Source organism: Citreicoccus inhibens (assembly GCF_019039035.1).
Lineage (GTDB): Bacteria > Myxococcota > Myxococcia > Myxococcales > Myxococcaceae > Citreicoccus > Citreicoccus inhibens.
The window spans coordinates 72,291-87,743 of the sequence record NZ_JAHNZT010000007.1; the positions used below are offsets into that span (position 1 = coordinate 72,291).

Sequence of the window (15,453 nt, forward strand, 5' to 3'; positions counted from 1 at the left end):
GGCGAGCCTTCCCGGCGAGGGCCGCGCGCCCTCGCTCCCGGAATGCAAAACCGGCCGCCCCCTTCGCAGGGAGCGGCCGGTTCGCGTTTCAGGGCCTGTGGCCCGGCACTAGAAGGGGATGTCGTCGTCCCCGCCGCCACCGCCCGGGTGGCCACCGCCCATCCCGCCATCGTCCATGGGGGGGGCCTGGCCGAAGCCGTCGTCCATGCCACCGCCGCGCTGCGGAGGGCCGGAGCGACGTCCACCGCCGCCTCCCATGCCATCACCCGCGTCGCGGCCACCGAGGAACGTCACCGAGGTGGCGACCACCTCCGTGGTGTAGTTCTTCCGGTTCTCCTTGTCCGTCCACTCACGCGTCTGCAGACGGCCCTCGACGTAGCACTGCCGTCCCTTCTTCAGGTACTCGCCGCACAGCTCCGCGAGCTTTCCCCAGACGACGATGCGGTGCCACTCGGTGCGCTCCTGCTTCTGGCCATTCTTGTCGTTCCAGCTCTCGCTGGTGGCGATGCGGAAGTTCGCGACCGCCTGCCCCCCGGGAGTGAAACGGACCTCGGGGTCCGCCCCCAGGTTGCCGATGAGAATGACCTTGTTCACGCCTCCAGCCATGGTTCCTCCCGAGCACAGCCCCACCACGGGGCAGTGACTACCTCCAGGGTGCACTCCCTGGCAGGTTTGCCTCCGCCTTAGCATCTCCCACTGACACCCGCGGGGCCAGATTCCGGCCGGTGTCTGGGCGCACACTCGCCCGCCCGCCCCACCGGGGGACGGACGGGGCGGAGGCCCAGGGAGCGGGGCGGCCTACCCGCCCGGGCGGGTCTCGGCGGTGGGCAGATCGCGATCCGGCCCCGCGCGCGCGCCGGCGTTGCCGCTCGGGGCCACGACCTGCACGGGCTCGCGAGACAGGGCCCGGGCCTCGGCGATCTTGGGCGCCAGCGTCGCGTCCAGCCCCTTGCAGAAGGCGGCGAGCTGCGCGTCCGGCGAGACGACCAACCGGCGCAGCGACTTCCAGAAGGGATGTTCCGCGTCGCCCGTGCGGACGATGCCGCGCGCGAGCAGCGGCGTGGAGGCCTCACGGTCCGCGGGGCTCGCCGTCCGGAGCGCCCCGACGAGCGCCTCGGGCGCGGTGCGCGCCAGCTCGCCCAGCGACTCGGACATGTCGCGCTGCGCATCCGCGTCCGGGCCCACGGCGGCGGACAGCTCCACCACGCGGGACATGGCCTCGGCGTTCCCGCTCGCGGCCAGCTCCACCATGCTGCCGACGCCCGGGACCTCCACGGAGAGCACGCGCGCCACCTGCCGCAGCCGGCCGTAGACGTCGTCCCCAGGCGAGTAGCTGTCGAGCAGCGTGCGCGCGCCCAGGTAGTCATGCGGGTTGGACTGATAGAGACCGTCGGCCAGGACCGCGCGGACCGCCGGGTCCTTCTCGCTGCGCCACGCCGTGCGCAGGAAGCCGAGGTTGCGCGGGTCGCGCTGACGGGCCAGCTCCAGGTACGTCTTGATGCGCGTGGCCACCTCCGGCACCGCGCCCGAGCGCCCACCGTCCCCCAGCGCCGCCACCGCGGTGGACGGCCCCAGCGAGGAGCCCGTGGCCGCCACCGCCGCGCCCAGCGCATCCAGCCCCGCCACCACCGGACCGGAGCGGCCCGGGTAGTCATTCACCATGATGGAGAACGTGAACTTCTCCCCCCCCGCGGACTGAACGAAGCCGCTGAGCGCCGAGACGTTCTCCAGGGTGCCCGTCTTCGCGCGCAGGCGGCCCACCGCGTCGGTGCCCTCGAAGCGGTACTTGAGCGTGCCGTCCTTGCCCGCGATGCCGAGCGAGGACAGGTACTCGGGCGACAGCGGGAAGCGCGAGTACATGTGCCGGAGGATGCGGTCGAGCTGCGTGGCGGAGAACCGGTTCGCGTCGTTGAGGCCGCTGCCGTTCTTCATCACGTAAGTGCCGCGCGGGATGCCCACGTCACGGTCGAGGAACGCCTCCACCACGTCGATGCCCTTGGCGAACGAGCCCGGCACGCCGCGCGCCTCCGCGCCCATCGTCTTGAGGAGCGTCTCCGCGATGAAGTTGCTGGAGAGCTTGTTGAGCCGCTTGAGCACGATGTCGAACGTGTCCGACTGGGCCACGTGCACCATGCGCGCGCGCGGAGCCGTGACGCCCAGCTTCACCTTGCCCTTCACCTTCATGCCCCGCGAGATGAGCAGCTGCTTGAAGGTGTAGCCGAAGTACATGGGCGGGTTGTCGATCTTCTTCCAGACGCTCACGCTGCCGCGCTCGTCCGCGATCTGCCCGCGCACGACAATCTTCTGCTTGTCCCCCGAGGGGTCCGACGTGACGGAGACGCGGCGCGCCCGGCCGCTGCCCGTGACGACGTTGCTCTCGATGATGAAGTAGTCGCTCGGCGGCTCCATCTCCACCACGCCCCGCGCCCCGGGCCCCGAGCCCGCGCGCAGGTAGATGGCCGCCGCGTTCCAGTTGAGGCTCACCGCGCCGGTGGGCGCCATGTACGCGCGGTCCGAGTCCTCCTGGTCATAGCCCGGCGGCGTGCGCTCGGCGTCGAACCAGGAGTCGTCCACGACGATGTCCTGCACCTCGCGGATGCCCGCGTGCCACAGCTCGCCCGTGACGCCCCAGAGGCGCTCGGTGGTCATGGTGGGGTCGCCCTTGCCACGCACGAAGAGCGTCTTCACCTTGCCGTCGGCGGGCAGCTCCGGCTCCACCAGGAACTCGGTGTCGAAGCGGTACTCGGGCCCCAGCGTGGCCAGCGCCGCCGCGGACGTGACGAGCTTCACGTTGGACGCGGGGTTGAGCAGCTCGTCCGCGTTGTGGGTGAACACGACGGAGCCGTCATCCAGGCTCTGCATGTGCATGCCCACGCGGCTCATCTTCAGCGGCGAGCGTTGGAGGACCTGGAGCAGCGCGTTCTTCAGCGCCTCGCGCTCGGCCCGCTTGTCCGCGGGAGCTGGGGCGGCTCGCGCGATGAGGGGCAGTCCCAAGACAATGGCCACCGCCGCCACGAAGAATCTGGCTCGAAGAAACCGCACACTCGCTCCGGGAAGGTCGCCGGCCATTATGGGGAGGTCACGAAAGGGGCGGCAAGGGAGGGTGTCATTCGCCGTCCATGTCTGGGCGCTCGCTCTTCCGCCAGGTTGAAAGCTTGTGACCTTCGTGTGGCCTGGAGCGCATTGCGCCCCATGGCCAACAGGCGCCCCGCCGGGTCGTCGCGTTCTGAGAGTCCAAGACTGCACGAAGCCAGCGTGCCCGCTGGCTCTGACATGCACGGGTGTCACGCACCCCACGAGGTCGCCCGCTTGGAGCGCCGCGCTTGCCGCGTCCGCACCGCCCTGGCAGGAAGGTGGCTCGGAGGTGACGCGCGCATGAAGGCCGTGGTTCAGCGGGTGCTGGAGGCGTCGGTGACGGTGGAGGGCCAGCGGGTGAGTGAGATGGGCCCCGGGCTCCTCGTGCTGCTGGGCGTGGGCAAGGGAGACACCCAGGCGGAGGTCGCGTGGATGGTGGAGAAGCTCGCCACGCTGCGCATCTTCGAGGACGCCGCCGGGAAGATGAACCTCTCGCTGGAGGACACCTCGCGGCAGCTCATCGTCGTGAGCCAGTTCACCCTCTATGGGGATGCGCGAAAGGGACGGCGCCCCAGCTTCATCGACGCCGAGGAGCCCACGGCCGCCAAGGCCCTCTATGAGCGCGCGTGTGAGCTGCTGCGCCAGCGCGGCCTCACGGTGGGCACCGGCATCTTCGCGGCGGACATGAAGGTGGCGCTCGTCAACGACGGCCCCGTCACCCTCCTCCTGGAGAGCCCGCCCCGGGCGGACGCTCCCGCCAAGGCCTAGCGAGCGCCCAGCGTCTGGGTGAAGAACTCGAGCGCCGCGTCTTGCGCGCGCGCGTGGATGTCCGCTCGCGCGCCCGCCTCGGCGTCCCGGCACAGCTCGGGCGCGGCCCGAAGGCCCACCGCCGAGCACTCCGGCAGGAAGGAGTAGTGGCCGGCCTCGTTCACCACCCACACGCGCGTCGAGGCAGGCAGCTGCCCAGCCAGGCGCATCCCGCACTCCGCATGGGGCATCAGCTCATCCCCACGCGCGAGCATCAAGGCCACGGGCACGGAGATGCCCGCCACGTCCCGCTGGGCATACGTGCCCGCCATCCCCGGAGCCATCGCGAAGGCCGACTTCACGCGAGGGTCCCGGTACGAGGCGCGTGACACGGCCCGGTCAATCTTGCGGTAGTCCACGTCGCGCAGCATCTCGCAGCCCGCGGACTCCCGGGTCGCTGGCGCGGTGCAGAACCGAGCGATGGGTTCGAGGTTGAGCGTCGCGCCCACGAGCGCCAGCGCCGTGTAGCCGCCCATGGAGTGGCCCGCCGCGCCGATTCGCTCCGCATCGATGCGCGGCCCCCAGGCCGGGTCCTTCAGCACCGAGTCCAACACGAAGGAGAAGTCCTTGGGCCGCTCCCAGGCCCGCACGTAGCCCTCCGGACTGTTGTCCCCCACCATGTTGCCCACATGGTTCACCGCGATGACGATGAAGCCATGGGCGGCCAGGTGCGTGGCCAGCCAGGACTGGTTGATGGCGCTGCCTCCGCTGCCATGGGACATCAGCACCACGGGATAGCGCTCGTGCGCGTCCGCGAGGGGGACGCCCGGAGCCGCGAGGAAGGAGCTGAAGACGTCGCCCGCGGGCTGGGGCGTCATCTGCGCCGACTCCGAGGCGGGGTACCAGAACACGGTGCGCAGCGAGCGCTGCCGGGCCTCATCGCGGTACACGGCGGACTGAAGCCCCACGTGGAAGGGGGCCGCGGCGCGCACCGGCGGGCTCGAGCGCGAGGGCCCGGCGCAGGCCGTCATGAGGCATGGGACCACGAGCCACATCACGGCGGACAGGACGCGACGAAGAGCGGGCATAAGGGCGCGCAGCGGACGGCGGGTTCGGCTCGAACCTACGCGTGAAGCCTGACACCGATTGCGCCCGCCCTCACAGGCGGACGGTGGTGCCGCGCGTCACGAGCGAGGCCAGGCCCTGCCGCGTCTGCGCGGCCGAGCGCACGTGCGCGGTGAGCGCGCCCAGCTCGCGAATCCACGAGGCGGCCCGAGGCCCCAGGCCCGAGAAGGCCACGGTCAGCGGCGGAGGCTGGGACACCTTGCCCAGCCAATACCCGAGGACCTCGTCGCGCTCCGGCAGCGAGCTCAAACGCATGCGCTCCTGCTCGCGAGACATCAGGCGCTCCAGCTTGCGCGGCAGGTTCACCTGCCAGTGCGCGACCGCGCGCGCCGGGCGCCAGGCCCAGTCCGCGAAAGCGAAGCGCTCCCGGGGCTGATACTCGCCACGCCCCTGGGTCGCGAAGACGCGATCCGGCGGAAACTCCGGGAAGGGCTCCCACTGTCCGGCGAGCAGCGAGGCCAGCCCCATGTCGCCTCGGGGCCGCAGGCGGAAGGCATCCCGCACCGCGCGCGCCTCACGCGCCTCCCAGTACGGATAGGCGGGGTCCTCCACCATCAGCGCGACGTGGAGGGCCTCGTCCCAGTCGTCGGCGTAGCCCTCGTGCATCCCGCCCACGTCCCAGCCGGCCGGGTCCTCGCGCCAGGGCATGAAGACGAGCCGATCCACCAGGTCCATCCAGGCGTCGGTGTCCACCGAGTTCACGCCCCCGGGCACCGACGTGGCCACCAGTCGCTCGCACAGGACGCGGGCCTGCGCATCACCCAGGTGGACGCCGAGCGATTCCAGCGCGCCGGCCGCGTCGCCCATCGCGCGCGTGAGGAACGGCAGCACCAGCTCCTGAAGGAACCGGTCGTTGATGGGCCGAAGGACGACATCCATTCGTTCGTCCCCCCGGACGGCCTCAGGGCCGTGCGTCTTCCTGGATGATGAGCGCGTGGATGTCCGCGGCCGAGGGCGCCTCGAGGATGGAGGCGCGGAAGCGCGGGTTCTTGAAGAGCCGGGAGATGCGCGCCAGCGCCTTGAGGTGCACGCCCGCGCTGTTCTCGGGGGCCACCAAGGCGAAGAAGAGGTGCGTGGGCCGGCTGTCGATGGAGTCGAAGTCCACCCCGGCGCGGGACACGCCGAAGGCCGCCTGGAGCTGCGACATGCCCGAGAGCTTGCCGTGAGGAATCGCCACGCCCTCGCCGATGCCGGTGCTGCCCAGCTTCTCGCGCTCGCGCAACACCTCGACCAGCCTGTCCGCGTTGAGCTCCGGATGCGCGCGCACCAGCGTGGTGCTCAGCTCGCGCAAGACCTCGGGCTTGGTCCGAGCTTGCATGTCCGCGATGACGGCTTGAGGGCTGAGGAACTCGGCGATTCTCAACTGGCGCTCCCGCGGCTGGCGCTCCTGGGCGGGCAATTACTCCTCACCCCGGATTCGCGCAAGAGTCGCCTGGGCCTCCTGGACCGCTTCGCTCACTGCGCGGCACGCAAGGGAGGGATCCGCGCGACCCGCTGCCACCCCGGAGGTGAGGTTCCGGGGCAGCCGAGTCCGCCCTCTCGGCTCGGACGAGGGCGGGCGCCAGGCAGACGCTCAGGCGCCGGGCGCGTGGGGCTCGATGATGCCGTACTGGCCATCCTTGCGACGGTAGATGATGCACATGGCGTTGCCCGCTTCCACGTTCTGGAAGACGTAGAAGTCATTGTCCATGAGGTCCATCTGCATCACGGCCTCGTCCACCCGGAGCGCCTTGACGGTGAGGTGGGTGGCACGAACCACTTTCGTCGCGGAGGCGGCCGGGGGCGCCGCGGGGGCGCTCGCCGCAGCAGGAGTCGCCGCGGGCGCGGACTCGGCGCTCTCCGGGGCCTCGGGCATCTCGAAGACCGAGTGCCGCACCTTGAGCTGGTTCACCAATTCCTGACGGTGGTGCACGCGCTCACGGCCGTGGTGGCTCTTGAGCTTGTCGCGGTAGCGGCGCAGCTGCCGTTCAATCTTGTCCATCGCCAGGTCGATGGACGCGTACATGTCATCGCTCTTGTCACGACCCCGCAGGACCCACGCGCCCGAGTGGATGGTGATGTCCGCGTGATGGAGGTGACGCTCCAGGGAGAGAACCACGTGGGCGTCACCCGCCCGGTCCAGCAATCGGTTCACCCGTTCGACCTTCTCGCGGGCGTACTCTTTGAGAGAATCCGACGCTCCGAACTGACGGAAGGTGATGTTGAGCTGCATGCGCGGCTGCCTCCTAGGGTGAGAGGTAAGCTCCGTGACAAATCAGAGACGGAGCGCCTTGCGAAAGCAACCCGCCCCCCCAGGTTGGAACTTCCCGGACGCACCGCTCGTCCGACCCCAGTCATCCTGCCGACACCTCGGGTCGCTGGCATCGCGCCCGAGGGCAGGAGAGGCCGCCTGCTCAGGGCACCACGGAGACCGAGAAGTCCTGTGAGTGGAAGAAGGCACCCGAGCACGACGTCACACCTTGGCAGTCCAGCACCTTCCCGGGGACGGTTGCGCTCAGCGACAGCACGTGGTTGGCCAGCGGCGTGCCCGCGGGAACGGTGAAGCTGACCTTGCCGCCGTCCTGCGTCACCGCGAGCGTGGCGGGCGCGCTGCCACCCTCGCGCAGCAGCGTCGCGGTGATGGGACCGGGAACCTCCGACTCGGGCTGCCACACGAAGCTGTACGTCTGACCGCGCCGCAGCCGGTCCACCGCGCCCGTGCCCTGGAACGCGAACAGGCGCTTCACCTTGGCGTCCTCCAGGATGAGCGAGACGGTGGCGGTGTCATCCTGGAGCAGGATGCGTCCATCCTCGGTGGGCTCGGTGGTCCACGCGGCGGGATCAAAATCGAACCACGCCCGAGTGGCCTCGCACGCATCCCCGCGGCCATCCACGTCCGGCGCGCCGCCCCCTTCCAGGTGCATGGGCTGCCCGTTGAAGGTGGCCGTCACGCCCTCCGCCAGCTTCGTGCACGCGTCACCCTCCGCCAGGGAGAAGGCCACCGTGAAGCGGTGCGCGCCGAGCGCGTCCGGCGTCTCCGCGTCATCCACGTCCGCCAGCGCGAACGTGAGGGTCCGGTCCGAGAGGCCCGCCAGCGAGACGGGCTCGGAGGCGGTGCGGCCACAACTGGCGAGCAGGCCCCACGCAGCGAGCGCGGCCAGCCCGCGCGACAGGCGGGAGAAATCAAGGGTCTGAGACATGGCGGCGGACCCTACCATCACCTCTGAAGGAAACCCTCCAGGCGAGCCTTCACCTCGGGCCAGTCCGTGTCGATGACGCCATAATACGCGCTGTCACGAACCACGCCGCCGCGCACGAGCATGTGGTTGCGCAAGATGCCCTCGAACGTCGCGCCCATGCGCTCGATGGCCGCGCGCGAGCGGGCGTTGTAGCGGTCCGTCTTGAGCTGCACGCGCATCACCTGGAGCTGCTCGAACGCGTGGCGCAAGAGCAGGTACTTGCACTCGGTGTTCACCCGCGTGCGCCAGGCCCGGCGCCCCAGCCACGTGTAGCCGATCTCGAGCGTCCGGTTGTCACGCTGGATGTCCAGATAGCGCGTGGAGCCCAGCGGCTCGCCCGTGGTCTTCTCCAAGACGACGAACGCTTGCTCGGTGCCTCGCCCGGCCGCCGACAGGGCGCTGGAGATGAACGCCTCCACGTCCTCTCGCGTGCGCAGGACGCGCGAGAAGTGGGTGAAGATTTCCTCCTCGCACAGGGCCGTGAGCGCGGGCGCATGCTCCAGGCCCAGGGGCGCGAGGCGCACGTCCCGCCCCTCCAAGGTGACGGGCGGGACGATGAGCGGCACGAGCTCCCGGTGCGGGCGCTCCGAATCCAGGGGAACAGAGGTCATGCCGCCGAGCGTGCCTCAGACGCGCGCGGCGGTCATCCGTCAGTAGTAACGCTTGCGCTTGCTGCTGGGCAGGATGCCCAGGACCTCGCGGTACTTGGCCACCGTGCGCCGGGCGATCTCCGTGCCCTGCGAGCGCAGCAACTCGACAATCTTCTGGTCCGAGTACGGGTTGCGCGCGTCCTCCTGCGACACGAGCTGCTTGATGTGGTGCTTCACCGCCTCGCTCGCGGTGTCCTCGCCGGACACGCGGGAGATGGACGAGTTGAAGAAGTACTTCAGCTCGAAGATGCCCTGCGGCGTGTGCACGTACTTGCTCGTCGTCACGCGGCTCACCGTGGACTCGTGCATCCCGATGTCCTCGGCCACGTCGCGAAGAATCAGCGGCTTCAAGTGCGCGATGCCCTTGTCCAGGAAGTCGCGCTGGAACTTCACGATGCTCTCGGTGACCTTGTAGATGGTCCGCTGGCGCTGGTGGATGGAGCGGATGAGCCACATCGCGCTGCGCAGCTTGTCCTGGATGAAGTCCTTGGTCTGCCCGGGCCCCACCGCGCCTGACTTGAGCGCGTTCCGATACGTGCCGGAGATGCGCAGCTTGGACAGGCCGTCATCGTTGAGGACCACCGTGTAGTCCTCACCCATCTTGTAAACGAAGACATCCGGGGTGATGTACTGCGCGTCATCGCCGCTGAAGTTGCGACCCGGCTTGGGGTCCAGCTTGGGCAACAGCTTCACCGCCGCCACCACCTCTTCCAAGGTCACCTTCAGGTCCTTGGCGATGGCTGGCAGGTTCTTGCTCTCCAGGTACTTCATGTGCCGCTTGATGATGAGCCCGAGCAGCGACGCGCTCGGCTCCTTCATGCCCTGCAACTGGATGAGCAGACACTCCTGGAGGTCCCGAGCGCCGCAGCCGCGCGGCTCCAACACCTGGATGCGCCGCAGCGTGCGCTCGGCCACGTGCATGGGCACGTCCGCCTCGTTCGCCAGCCGGATGAGCGCGTCGCCTTCCACGTCCGGCAGCTTGAGGTAGCCGTCGTCGTCGAGGTTGCCCAGGATCAACATGGCCACGCGGCGCTCGGCCTCGTTGAGCCGGAGCGTGCCCAACTGCTCCTGGAGGTGGTCAACGAGGTCCTCCTTCTTGACCATGTTGGCCTCGAACGACGGCAGGTCGTCCGTGGCCACGTTGCCCTTGTTGGAGGCGGTGGTGGGCTCGTTGAACTGATAGCTGTTGAGGTACGCCTCCCAGTCAATCTCCGGAGGGCCCTCCCCGTCCGCCTTGAACTCCTGCGCCGTCTCCGGCGTGGCCGACGGCAGGTCCACGTCCCGGGGAACCTCGGCGTTGTCCGCCTCCAGCGAGGCCTCGCCCGGCTCCTTGTCCGCCACCTCGCCCAGCACGCCCTCTTCGGGCTGCTCCAGCAACGGGTTCTGCTCAATCTCCTCGCGCACCTGCTCGAGCAACTCCATGCGCGACAACTGGAGGAGCTTGATGGCTTGCTGCAGCTGGGGCGTCATCACCAGCTGTTGGGCAAGCTTCAGGCTTTGTTTGAGTTCCATCGCCATGTGAGGCGTCTCCCCGGGCCTTCCTAGGTCGCTTGACGGGAACGGCCCATCAAGGACCGTGCCAACGTAACAAGGCCCCCTGACTTCGTCTAGTGCCGACCTCCATGGCCCCCTGCTTGCATATCTTCAATTCCACAATAAATTCAAAGAGTTGTAAGCACTTTGAGTGCACCTGGGCTGTTCAACCCACGACGCAAAAGCGAGGCCAACCCACCTCGCAGCGGCCTTGTGTTGTTGTCCGGAGCGTGCTTCAGAGCGCCTGGAGTTGGAACCGCTCGCCCAGATAGACGGCGCGGGCGCGGGAGGACGCGGCGATCTGCGCCGGCGTGCCCTCCTCCAGGATTTGCCCCTGTGCGATGATGTATGCTCGGTCACAGATGCCCAGGGTGTCCTGGACGTTGTGGTCGGTGATGAGGATGCCCAGGCCGCGCTCGCGCAGGAGCTGAATCTGGCGCTGGAGGTCGCCCACGTTGATGGGGTCCACGCCGGCGAAGGGCTCGTCGAAGAGGATGAAGCGGGGCTCGGGGATGAGGCTCCGGGCAATCTCGGCGCGGCGCCGCTCGCCTCCGGACAGGGTCTCCCCGAGAGACTCGGCGACGTGGCCCAGTCCGAACTCCTGGAGCAAGGTGTCCGCGCGCTGGGACCGCGCGCGCGCATCCAGGCCCTTCTGCAACTCCAGCACGGCCAGGAAGTTCTGGCGGACGGTGAGTTTGCGGAAGACCGAGGCCTCCTGGGGCAGGTAGCCCAGCCCGCGCCGGGCGCGGCGGTGCATGGGCAGGTGCGTGAGGTCCTCGTCACCCACGTGGACGCGGCCGGCGTCGGGGGACACCAGGCCCACCACCATGTTGAAGCTCGTCGTCTTCCCGGCGCCATTGGGGCCCAGCAGGCCCACGACCTCGCCGGGGGCGACGTTGAAGGAGACGCCCTGGACGACCTTGCGGCGCCGGTAGGTCTTCTGCAGCCCCTCCGCGGACAGCTTCGCGCTCACTTCGAGCCGCCTCCCTGGGGCGGTGTGCCCGCCGTGGGCGTCGCGCTGCCGCGCTTGCGGCCTCCCAGCGGGGTGCCGGCCTGGGACTCGACGAGGATGCGGGCGTTCTCCACCTCCAGCCGCTCGCTGCCCAGCGTCAGGCGCACCTTGGTGCCCGTCACGTAGGTGGTGCCCTGGCGCGCCTCGGGCGAGCCCGTCACCACCAGCACGCCGGTGGGCACGTCGTAGTCGGCGCGGTCGCCTCGGGCCGTGCGGTCGCCGTCCACCGCGCGCACGTTGCCGGTGCACACCACCCGCGTCACCTCCTGCGGCTGGGTGTAGTAGGCGATCATCTTGTCGCAGCGCAGGTCCAGCGTCCGGTGCTTCACCTGCACGTCGCCGGTGAGGATGGACTGCTTGCGGTCCCCGGTGACGAGCTGCGCGGAGATCTGCACCGGGTCGCGATAGCTCGTGGGTCCCGGTGCGCCCTCCTTGGGCGCGGGCGTGGGAGACGACGGCGGCGCGGGGGCCGGCAGCCTGCCCGAGGCCGGCGTGCTCACCGGGGCCTGGCTCGTCGCGGGGGTCGTCCCCGTCGCGGCCACCACGGGCGACGGCGGGGCGAGGAAGAAGGCCATCACGAGGAAGTCAATCACGCTGCGCTCCCAGCACGGTCCGCACCGAGCCCTCGAAGGTGTACGACTCGTCGGGGAGCGACAGCGCGAAGCGCTCCGCGCTCAGCCGGTAGTCCGGTCCCTTCACCGTCAATCCCTCGTTTCCGTGCGCATTCCGGGCCGTGGCGTCGTACGTCAACCGCGGCGTGTTCGCGACCATGCCCTCCCCGGTGCGCACCACCACGCCACCCAGCCCGGTCCACTGCTTGGACGCCAGGCTGCCTTCCATCCGTGGCGCGTGGATGTCCACGCCGCTGGCCGAGGCGAACGGTGAGTCGCTCGCCCCCGGCGCGCGCGGCAGGTGCACGAGCACGGTGGAGCCCTGCACCTCGCCCGTCATCCGCTGGTAGGTCACCTGCTCCGCCCGCCCCGACACCACCAACGTCTCGCCCTCGAAGGAGCGCAGCCGGGCGCCATGCAGCGTCACGGTGGGCGGCGGCTCCGCGGACTCCTCCCGCGCGCGACGCGGCGTACACGCGACCGCGAGGAGGCCCAGCGAGCTGATGAGGACGATGCGCGACACGCCGCCTTCCTATCACCGCACCGCTACCGCTGGCGCGGCCGGACGCGTCTTCCAGCGCTGATGCATCCACACCCACTGCTCCGGGGCGCGGCGGATGGCGGCCTCGATGCGAGCGTTGAGCGCGGCGGTGAGCTCGAGCACGCCCGCCTCACGGTCCTCCGACGGCGGAGCGACCACCTCCTCCATGAACAGGCGGTAGCCCTTGCCCGAGCGCTGGCAGAACCCCACCACCACGGCCGCGCCCGTGCGCAGCGCGAGGTCCGCGGCGGCGCGCGGCGTGGCGGCCAGCTCGCCGAAGAAGGGCACGAACACGGACTGCACCTTCGTGTCCTGGTCGATGAGGATGCCGAGGATTTCTCCAGCGCGCAGGGCGCGGAGCATCGCGCGGGCCGCGCCCTCCTGGCCGCGCCAGATGCTGCGCACCCCACCCCGCGCCCGGAAGTCACCCACCAGCGCGGTGAGGCGCGGATCCGACGTCTCCTTCGCGATGCTCTGGCTGGGGTAGCCCGAGCGCGCCACCCGGCGGGCCAACAGCTCCCAGTTCCCCACATGTCCGGAGACGAAGACGACCCCCTTGCCCCGGGCCAGCGCGGCCTCCAGCACCGCTCGGTCGGCCTGGGGCCACTCCACCAACCCCTCCAGCGCCGGGTCGAGCGTCCGCGCGCACGAGACCTCCAGCGCGGCGGCGCCCAGGTGGCGGAAGCAGGCCCGCGCCAGGGCCAGGCGCTCCGCCTCGGACTTCTCCGGGAAGGCCCGCGCCAGCGACTTCAGGGCCTTGCGGCGCTCCCCTCCGGCCAGGTGGAAGCCCAGGGCGCCCAGGGCAGCGCCCAGGGACGTGGCCAACCCCAAGGGGAGGAATTGGAGAAGGACCAACACCCCACGGATGAGCACGTAGCGGAGGAAACGCTTGAGGCGCTTTGCTAAGGGTGGTCGCTCCACAAGGCGTCTCCATATCCCATGCGCGAATACAACTTCGACGGGCTCGTCGGTCCCACCCACAATTTCGCCGGACTGTCGCCCGGCAACCTGGCGTCCCAGAGTCACGGCGGCGAGCCGAGCCACCCTCGCGAGGCCGCGCTCCAAGGCCTGGAGAAGATGCGCTTCGTCGCGGGGCTCGGCGTTGGACAAGCGGTGCTGCCGCCCCAGCCGCGTCCGTCGCTGCGCACCCTGCGCGCGCTCGGCTTCACCGGCTCGGACGAAGAGGTCATCACCCGCGCCGCGCGCGAGTCCGAGCACCTGCTGCGCCTGACCTCCAGCGCCTCCGCCATGTGGACGGCCAACGCGGCCACCATCGCGCCGTCCTCGGACACGGCGGATGGGCGCCTGCACCTGACGCCCGCGAACCTGTCCCAGATGTTCCACCGGGCCATCGAGGCGGACACCACGCACTCGGTGCTCCGCGCCATCTTCTCGGACGCGCGGCACTTCGCGGTGCACCCGCCGCTGCCGCCCGGCAGTCACTTCGCGGACGAGGGCGCGGCCAACCACACGCGGCTGTCCACCCCGGGCCACGCCGCCGTGCACCTGCTCGCCTGGGGACGCGGCGCGTGGCACGACGTGGCGGGGCCCAAGCGCTTCCCGGCGCGGCAGACACTGGAGGCCAGTCAGGCCCTGGCGCGGCTGCACCAGTTGGACATGCGGCAGGTGCTCTTCCCGCAGCAGCACCCCGACGGCATCGACGCGGGCGCGTTCCACACGGACGTGCTCGCGGTGGGCAACGGCGCGTTCCTCATGCTGCACGAGCTGGCCTTCGTGGATCACCCCGGCCTGCTCCAGATGCTGCGCGAGAAGCTGGGCCCGGACTTCCGAGCCATCGTCGCCACCACCGCCGAGCTGCCCGTGCAGGACGCCGTGCGCGCGTACCCGTTCAACTCGCAGGTGCTGACGCTTCCGGAGGGCCGCATGGCCATCGTCGCGCCGGTGGAGAGCCGCGAGACGCCCGCCGCCCGTCGCTTCCTCGAGCGCGTGGTGGCGGAGGACTCGCCCGTGACGGCGGTGCACTACCTGGACGTGCGCCAGTCCATGAACAACGGCGGCGGCCCCGCGTGCCTCCGCCAGCGCATCTCGCTCACCGATGCCGAGCGCGGCGCCATCACCGCCGACGTCTTCTACACGCCGGCCCTGCACGACTCGCTCGCGGCCTGGGTGCGGCGCAACTATCGCGAGGTGCTGCGCCCCCGCGACCTCCAGGACCCGCAGCTCGCGCGAGAGACGATGACCGCGCTCGATGAGCTGACGCGCATCCTGAAGCTCGGCAGCGTCTACGACTTCCAGCAATAGCGGCGCGTGCCACCAGCCCGACGACGGTCGAGCCGGGGCGCTGCCTCCCTGGCCGCCTCGGGGGCTGGCGCGCGCGGAGCCTCGCCGGGGACGGCATCCCGCGGCCGGATGTCCACCTTCCGAAAGGGAGGCGACCGCCGGCCATGATTCCAGAATCCATCCAGCACTATCTCCAACGCCACCAGGTGCGCTTCGAGCGCTACGCGCACGCCCGCGCCATCAGCGGGCAGGAGCTCGCCGCGACCTTGCACGTGTCCGGTTGGCGCGTGGCCAAGTCCGTCATCGTGAAGGCGGACCGCCGCCTGTGGATTGCCGTCGTCCCCGCCGCGGGCGCGGTGGACCTGGAGCAACTGGGACGCGCCATTGGCGCAAGCCACGTCCGGCTCGCCACCGAGGCCGAGTTCCGCGACGCCTTCCCCGAGTGCGAAGTGGGCGCGGAGCCTCCCTTCGGCGAGCTGTATGGGTTCCCTGTCGCCGTGGATGAGCGCCTCGGGATGAACGAGCGCGTGCTCTTCCGCGCGGGCTCACACGAGGAGGCGCTGGAGATGCGCTTCCAGGACTTCGCGACGCTGGAGTGGCCCGTCGTCGCATCGTTCCTGCGCGACGCGCCCCCGGCGCCACCGCCGCTGGCCATCTGGGAGATTGAAGCGCGCGTCGGACCGTGAGGGGGCGACAGCCT

Annotated in this window: 16 protein-coding genes; 3 read left to right on the forward strand and 13 right to left on the reverse strand. The window is 70.2% G+C overall.

Annotated features, from left to right (window positions below):
- Positions 1–108: 108 nt before the first annotated feature.
- Complete coding sequence (locus KRR26_RS11840) at positions 109–606, reverse strand: single-stranded DNA-binding protein (protein WP_120209741.1); 498 nt, start codon at positions 604–606, stop codon at positions 109–111.
- Between the two features lie 192 nt (positions 607–798).
- A complete protein-coding gene (dacB, locus tag KRR26_RS11845) occupies positions 799–3,042 on the reverse strand; it encodes a D-alanyl-D-alanine carboxypeptidase/D-alanyl-D-alanine endopeptidase (protein WP_328707112.1) in 2,244 nt (747 codons plus the stop codon).
- Between the two features lie 333 nt (positions 3,043–3,375).
- Between dacB and dtd the strand changes: the two genes are divergently transcribed.
- Positions 3,376–3,843: a D-aminoacyl-tRNA deacylase gene (gene dtd, locus KRR26_RS11850; RefSeq protein ID WP_217079850.1), complete on the forward strand. Its 468-nt coding sequence runs from the start codon at positions 3,376–3,378 to the stop codon at positions 3,841–3,843.
- Here the strand turns inward: dtd and KRR26_RS11855 are convergent.
- The 11 genes from KRR26_RS11855 to KRR26_RS11905 all read right to left on the reverse strand — a co-directional run bounded on the left by KRR26_RS11855 (position 3,840) and on the right by KRR26_RS11905 (position 13,433).
- Positions 3,840–4,814, reverse strand: a complete 975-nt coding sequence (locus KRR26_RS11855) for an alpha/beta hydrolase family protein (RefSeq protein WP_328707113.1) — start codon at positions 4,812–4,814, stop codon at positions 3,840–3,842. The two genes, dtd and KRR26_RS11855, sit on opposite strands and share 4 nt — an antisense overlap.
- 166 nt (positions 4,815–4,980) lie before the next feature.
- Positions 4,981–5,826, reverse strand: coding sequence for a hypothetical protein (locus KRR26_RS11860; RefSeq protein WP_120209640.1), 846 nt, complete (start codon positions 5,824–5,826; stop codon positions 4,981–4,983).
- A 22-nt stretch (positions 5,827–5,848) separates the two neighbouring features.
- The gene (locus KRR26_RS11865; protein ID WP_120209739.1) at positions 5,849–6,310 is read right to left on the reverse strand and encodes a PTS sugar transporter subunit IIA; all 462 of its coding nucleotides are present in this window, start codon (positions 6,308–6,310) and stop codon (positions 5,849–5,851) included.
- Between the two features lie 210 nt (positions 6,311–6,520).
- The gene (hpf, locus tag KRR26_RS11870; RefSeq protein WP_217079852.1) at positions 6,521–7,159 is read right to left on the reverse strand and encodes a ribosome hibernation-promoting factor, HPF/YfiA family; all 639 of its coding nucleotides are present in this window, start codon (positions 7,157–7,159) and stop codon (positions 6,521–6,523) included.
- Between the two features lie 181 nt (positions 7,160–7,340).
- Positions 7,341–8,126 carry a hypothetical protein gene (locus KRR26_RS11875; RefSeq protein WP_120209638.1) on the reverse strand — a complete coding sequence of 262 codons (786 nt, stop codon included), beginning with the start codon at positions 8,124–8,126 and terminating at the stop codon, positions 7,341–7,343.
- 17 nt (positions 8,127–8,143) lie between these two features.
- Positions 8,144–8,776, reverse strand: a complete 633-nt coding sequence (locus KRR26_RS11880) for a GNAT family N-acetyltransferase (RefSeq protein WP_120209637.1) — start codon at positions 8,774–8,776, stop codon at positions 8,144–8,146.
- A gap of 39 nt (positions 8,777–8,815) precedes the next feature.
- Positions 8,816–10,333 (reverse strand): RNA polymerase factor sigma-54, encoded by a 1,518-nt coding sequence (rpoN, locus tag KRR26_RS11885; protein ID WP_120209636.1) that lies wholly within the window; start codon positions 10,331–10,333, stop codon positions 8,816–8,818.
- Between the two features lie 250 nt (positions 10,334–10,583).
- Positions 10,584–11,321, reverse strand: a complete 738-nt coding sequence (lptB, locus tag KRR26_RS11890) for an LPS export ABC transporter ATP-binding protein (protein WP_217079853.1) — start codon at positions 11,319–11,321, stop codon at positions 10,584–10,586.
- Complete coding sequence (locus KRR26_RS11895; RefSeq protein WP_120209634.1) at positions 11,318–11,953, reverse strand: LptA/OstA family protein; 636 nt, start codon at positions 11,951–11,953, stop codon at positions 11,318–11,320. The genes lptB and KRR26_RS11895 overlap by 4 nt, the downstream gene beginning before the upstream one ends.
- The gene (locus tag KRR26_RS11900; protein WP_217079854.1) at positions 11,946–12,494 is read right to left on the reverse strand and encodes a hypothetical protein; all 549 of its coding nucleotides are present in this window, start codon (positions 12,492–12,494) and stop codon (positions 11,946–11,948) included. Before KRR26_RS11900 ends, KRR26_RS11895 begins: the two co-directional genes overlap by 8 nt.
- Positions 12,495–12,506: 12 nt before the next feature.
- Positions 12,507–13,433, reverse strand: a complete 927-nt coding sequence (locus KRR26_RS11905; RefSeq protein ID WP_120209632.1) for a lysophospholipid acyltransferase family protein — start codon at positions 13,431–13,433, stop codon at positions 12,507–12,509.
- Between the two features lie 18 nt (positions 13,434–13,451).
- On the opposite strand from KRR26_RS11905, the gene astB reads away from it, so the two are divergent.
- Together astB and KRR26_RS11915 are read left to right on the forward strand one after the other, a co-directional pair.
- A complete protein-coding gene (gene astB / locus KRR26_RS11910; RefSeq protein ID WP_120209631.1) occupies positions 13,452–14,774 on the forward strand; it encodes an N-succinylarginine dihydrolase in 1,323 nt (440 codons plus the stop codon).
- Between the two features lie 143 nt (positions 14,775–14,917).
- A complete protein-coding gene (locus KRR26_RS11915) occupies positions 14,918–15,439 on the forward strand; it encodes an aminoacyl-tRNA deacylase (RefSeq protein ID WP_120209630.1) in 522 nt (173 codons plus the stop codon).
- The last annotated feature ends 14 nt before the right edge of the window (positions 15,440–15,453 follow it).

What these genes read in the sequence shown, in the direction of transcription:
- KRR26_RS11875 (WP_120209638.1), bottom strand. Translation starts at nt 8,126, where the DNA reads ATGTCTCAGACCCTTGATTTCTCCCGCCTGTCGCGCGGGCTGGCCGCG.
- dtd (WP_217079850.1), top strand. Translation starts at nt 3,376, where the DNA reads ATGAAGGCCGTGGTTCAGCGGGTGCTGGAGGCGTCGGTGACGGTGGAG.
- hpf (WP_217079852.1), bottom strand. Translation starts at nt 7,159, where the DNA reads ATGCAGCTCAACATCACCTTCCGTCAGTTCGGAGCGTCGGATTCTCTC.
- KRR26_RS11840 (WP_120209741.1), bottom strand. Translation starts at nt 606, where the DNA reads ATGGCTGGAGGCGTGAACAAGGTCATTCTCATCGGCAACCTGGGGGCG.
- KRR26_RS11915 (WP_120209630.1), top strand. Translation starts at nt 14,918, where the DNA reads ATGATTCCAGAATCCATCCAGCACTATCTCCAACGCCACCAGGTGCGC.
- KRR26_RS11860 (WP_120209640.1), bottom strand. Translation starts at nt 5,826, where the DNA reads ATGGATGTCGTCCTTCGGCCCATCAACGACCGGTTCCTTCAGGAGCTG.
- astB (WP_120209631.1), top strand. Translation starts at nt 13,452, where the DNA reads ATGCGCGAATACAACTTCGACGGGCTCGTCGGTCCCACCCACAATTTC.
- rpoN (WP_120209636.1), bottom strand. Translation starts at nt 10,333, where the DNA reads ATGGCGATGGAACTCAAACAAAGCCTGAAGCTTGCCCAACAGCTGGTG.
- KRR26_RS11880 (WP_120209637.1), bottom strand. Translation starts at nt 8,776, where the DNA reads ATGACCTCTGTTCCCCTGGATTCGGAGCGCCCGCACCGGGAGCTCGTG.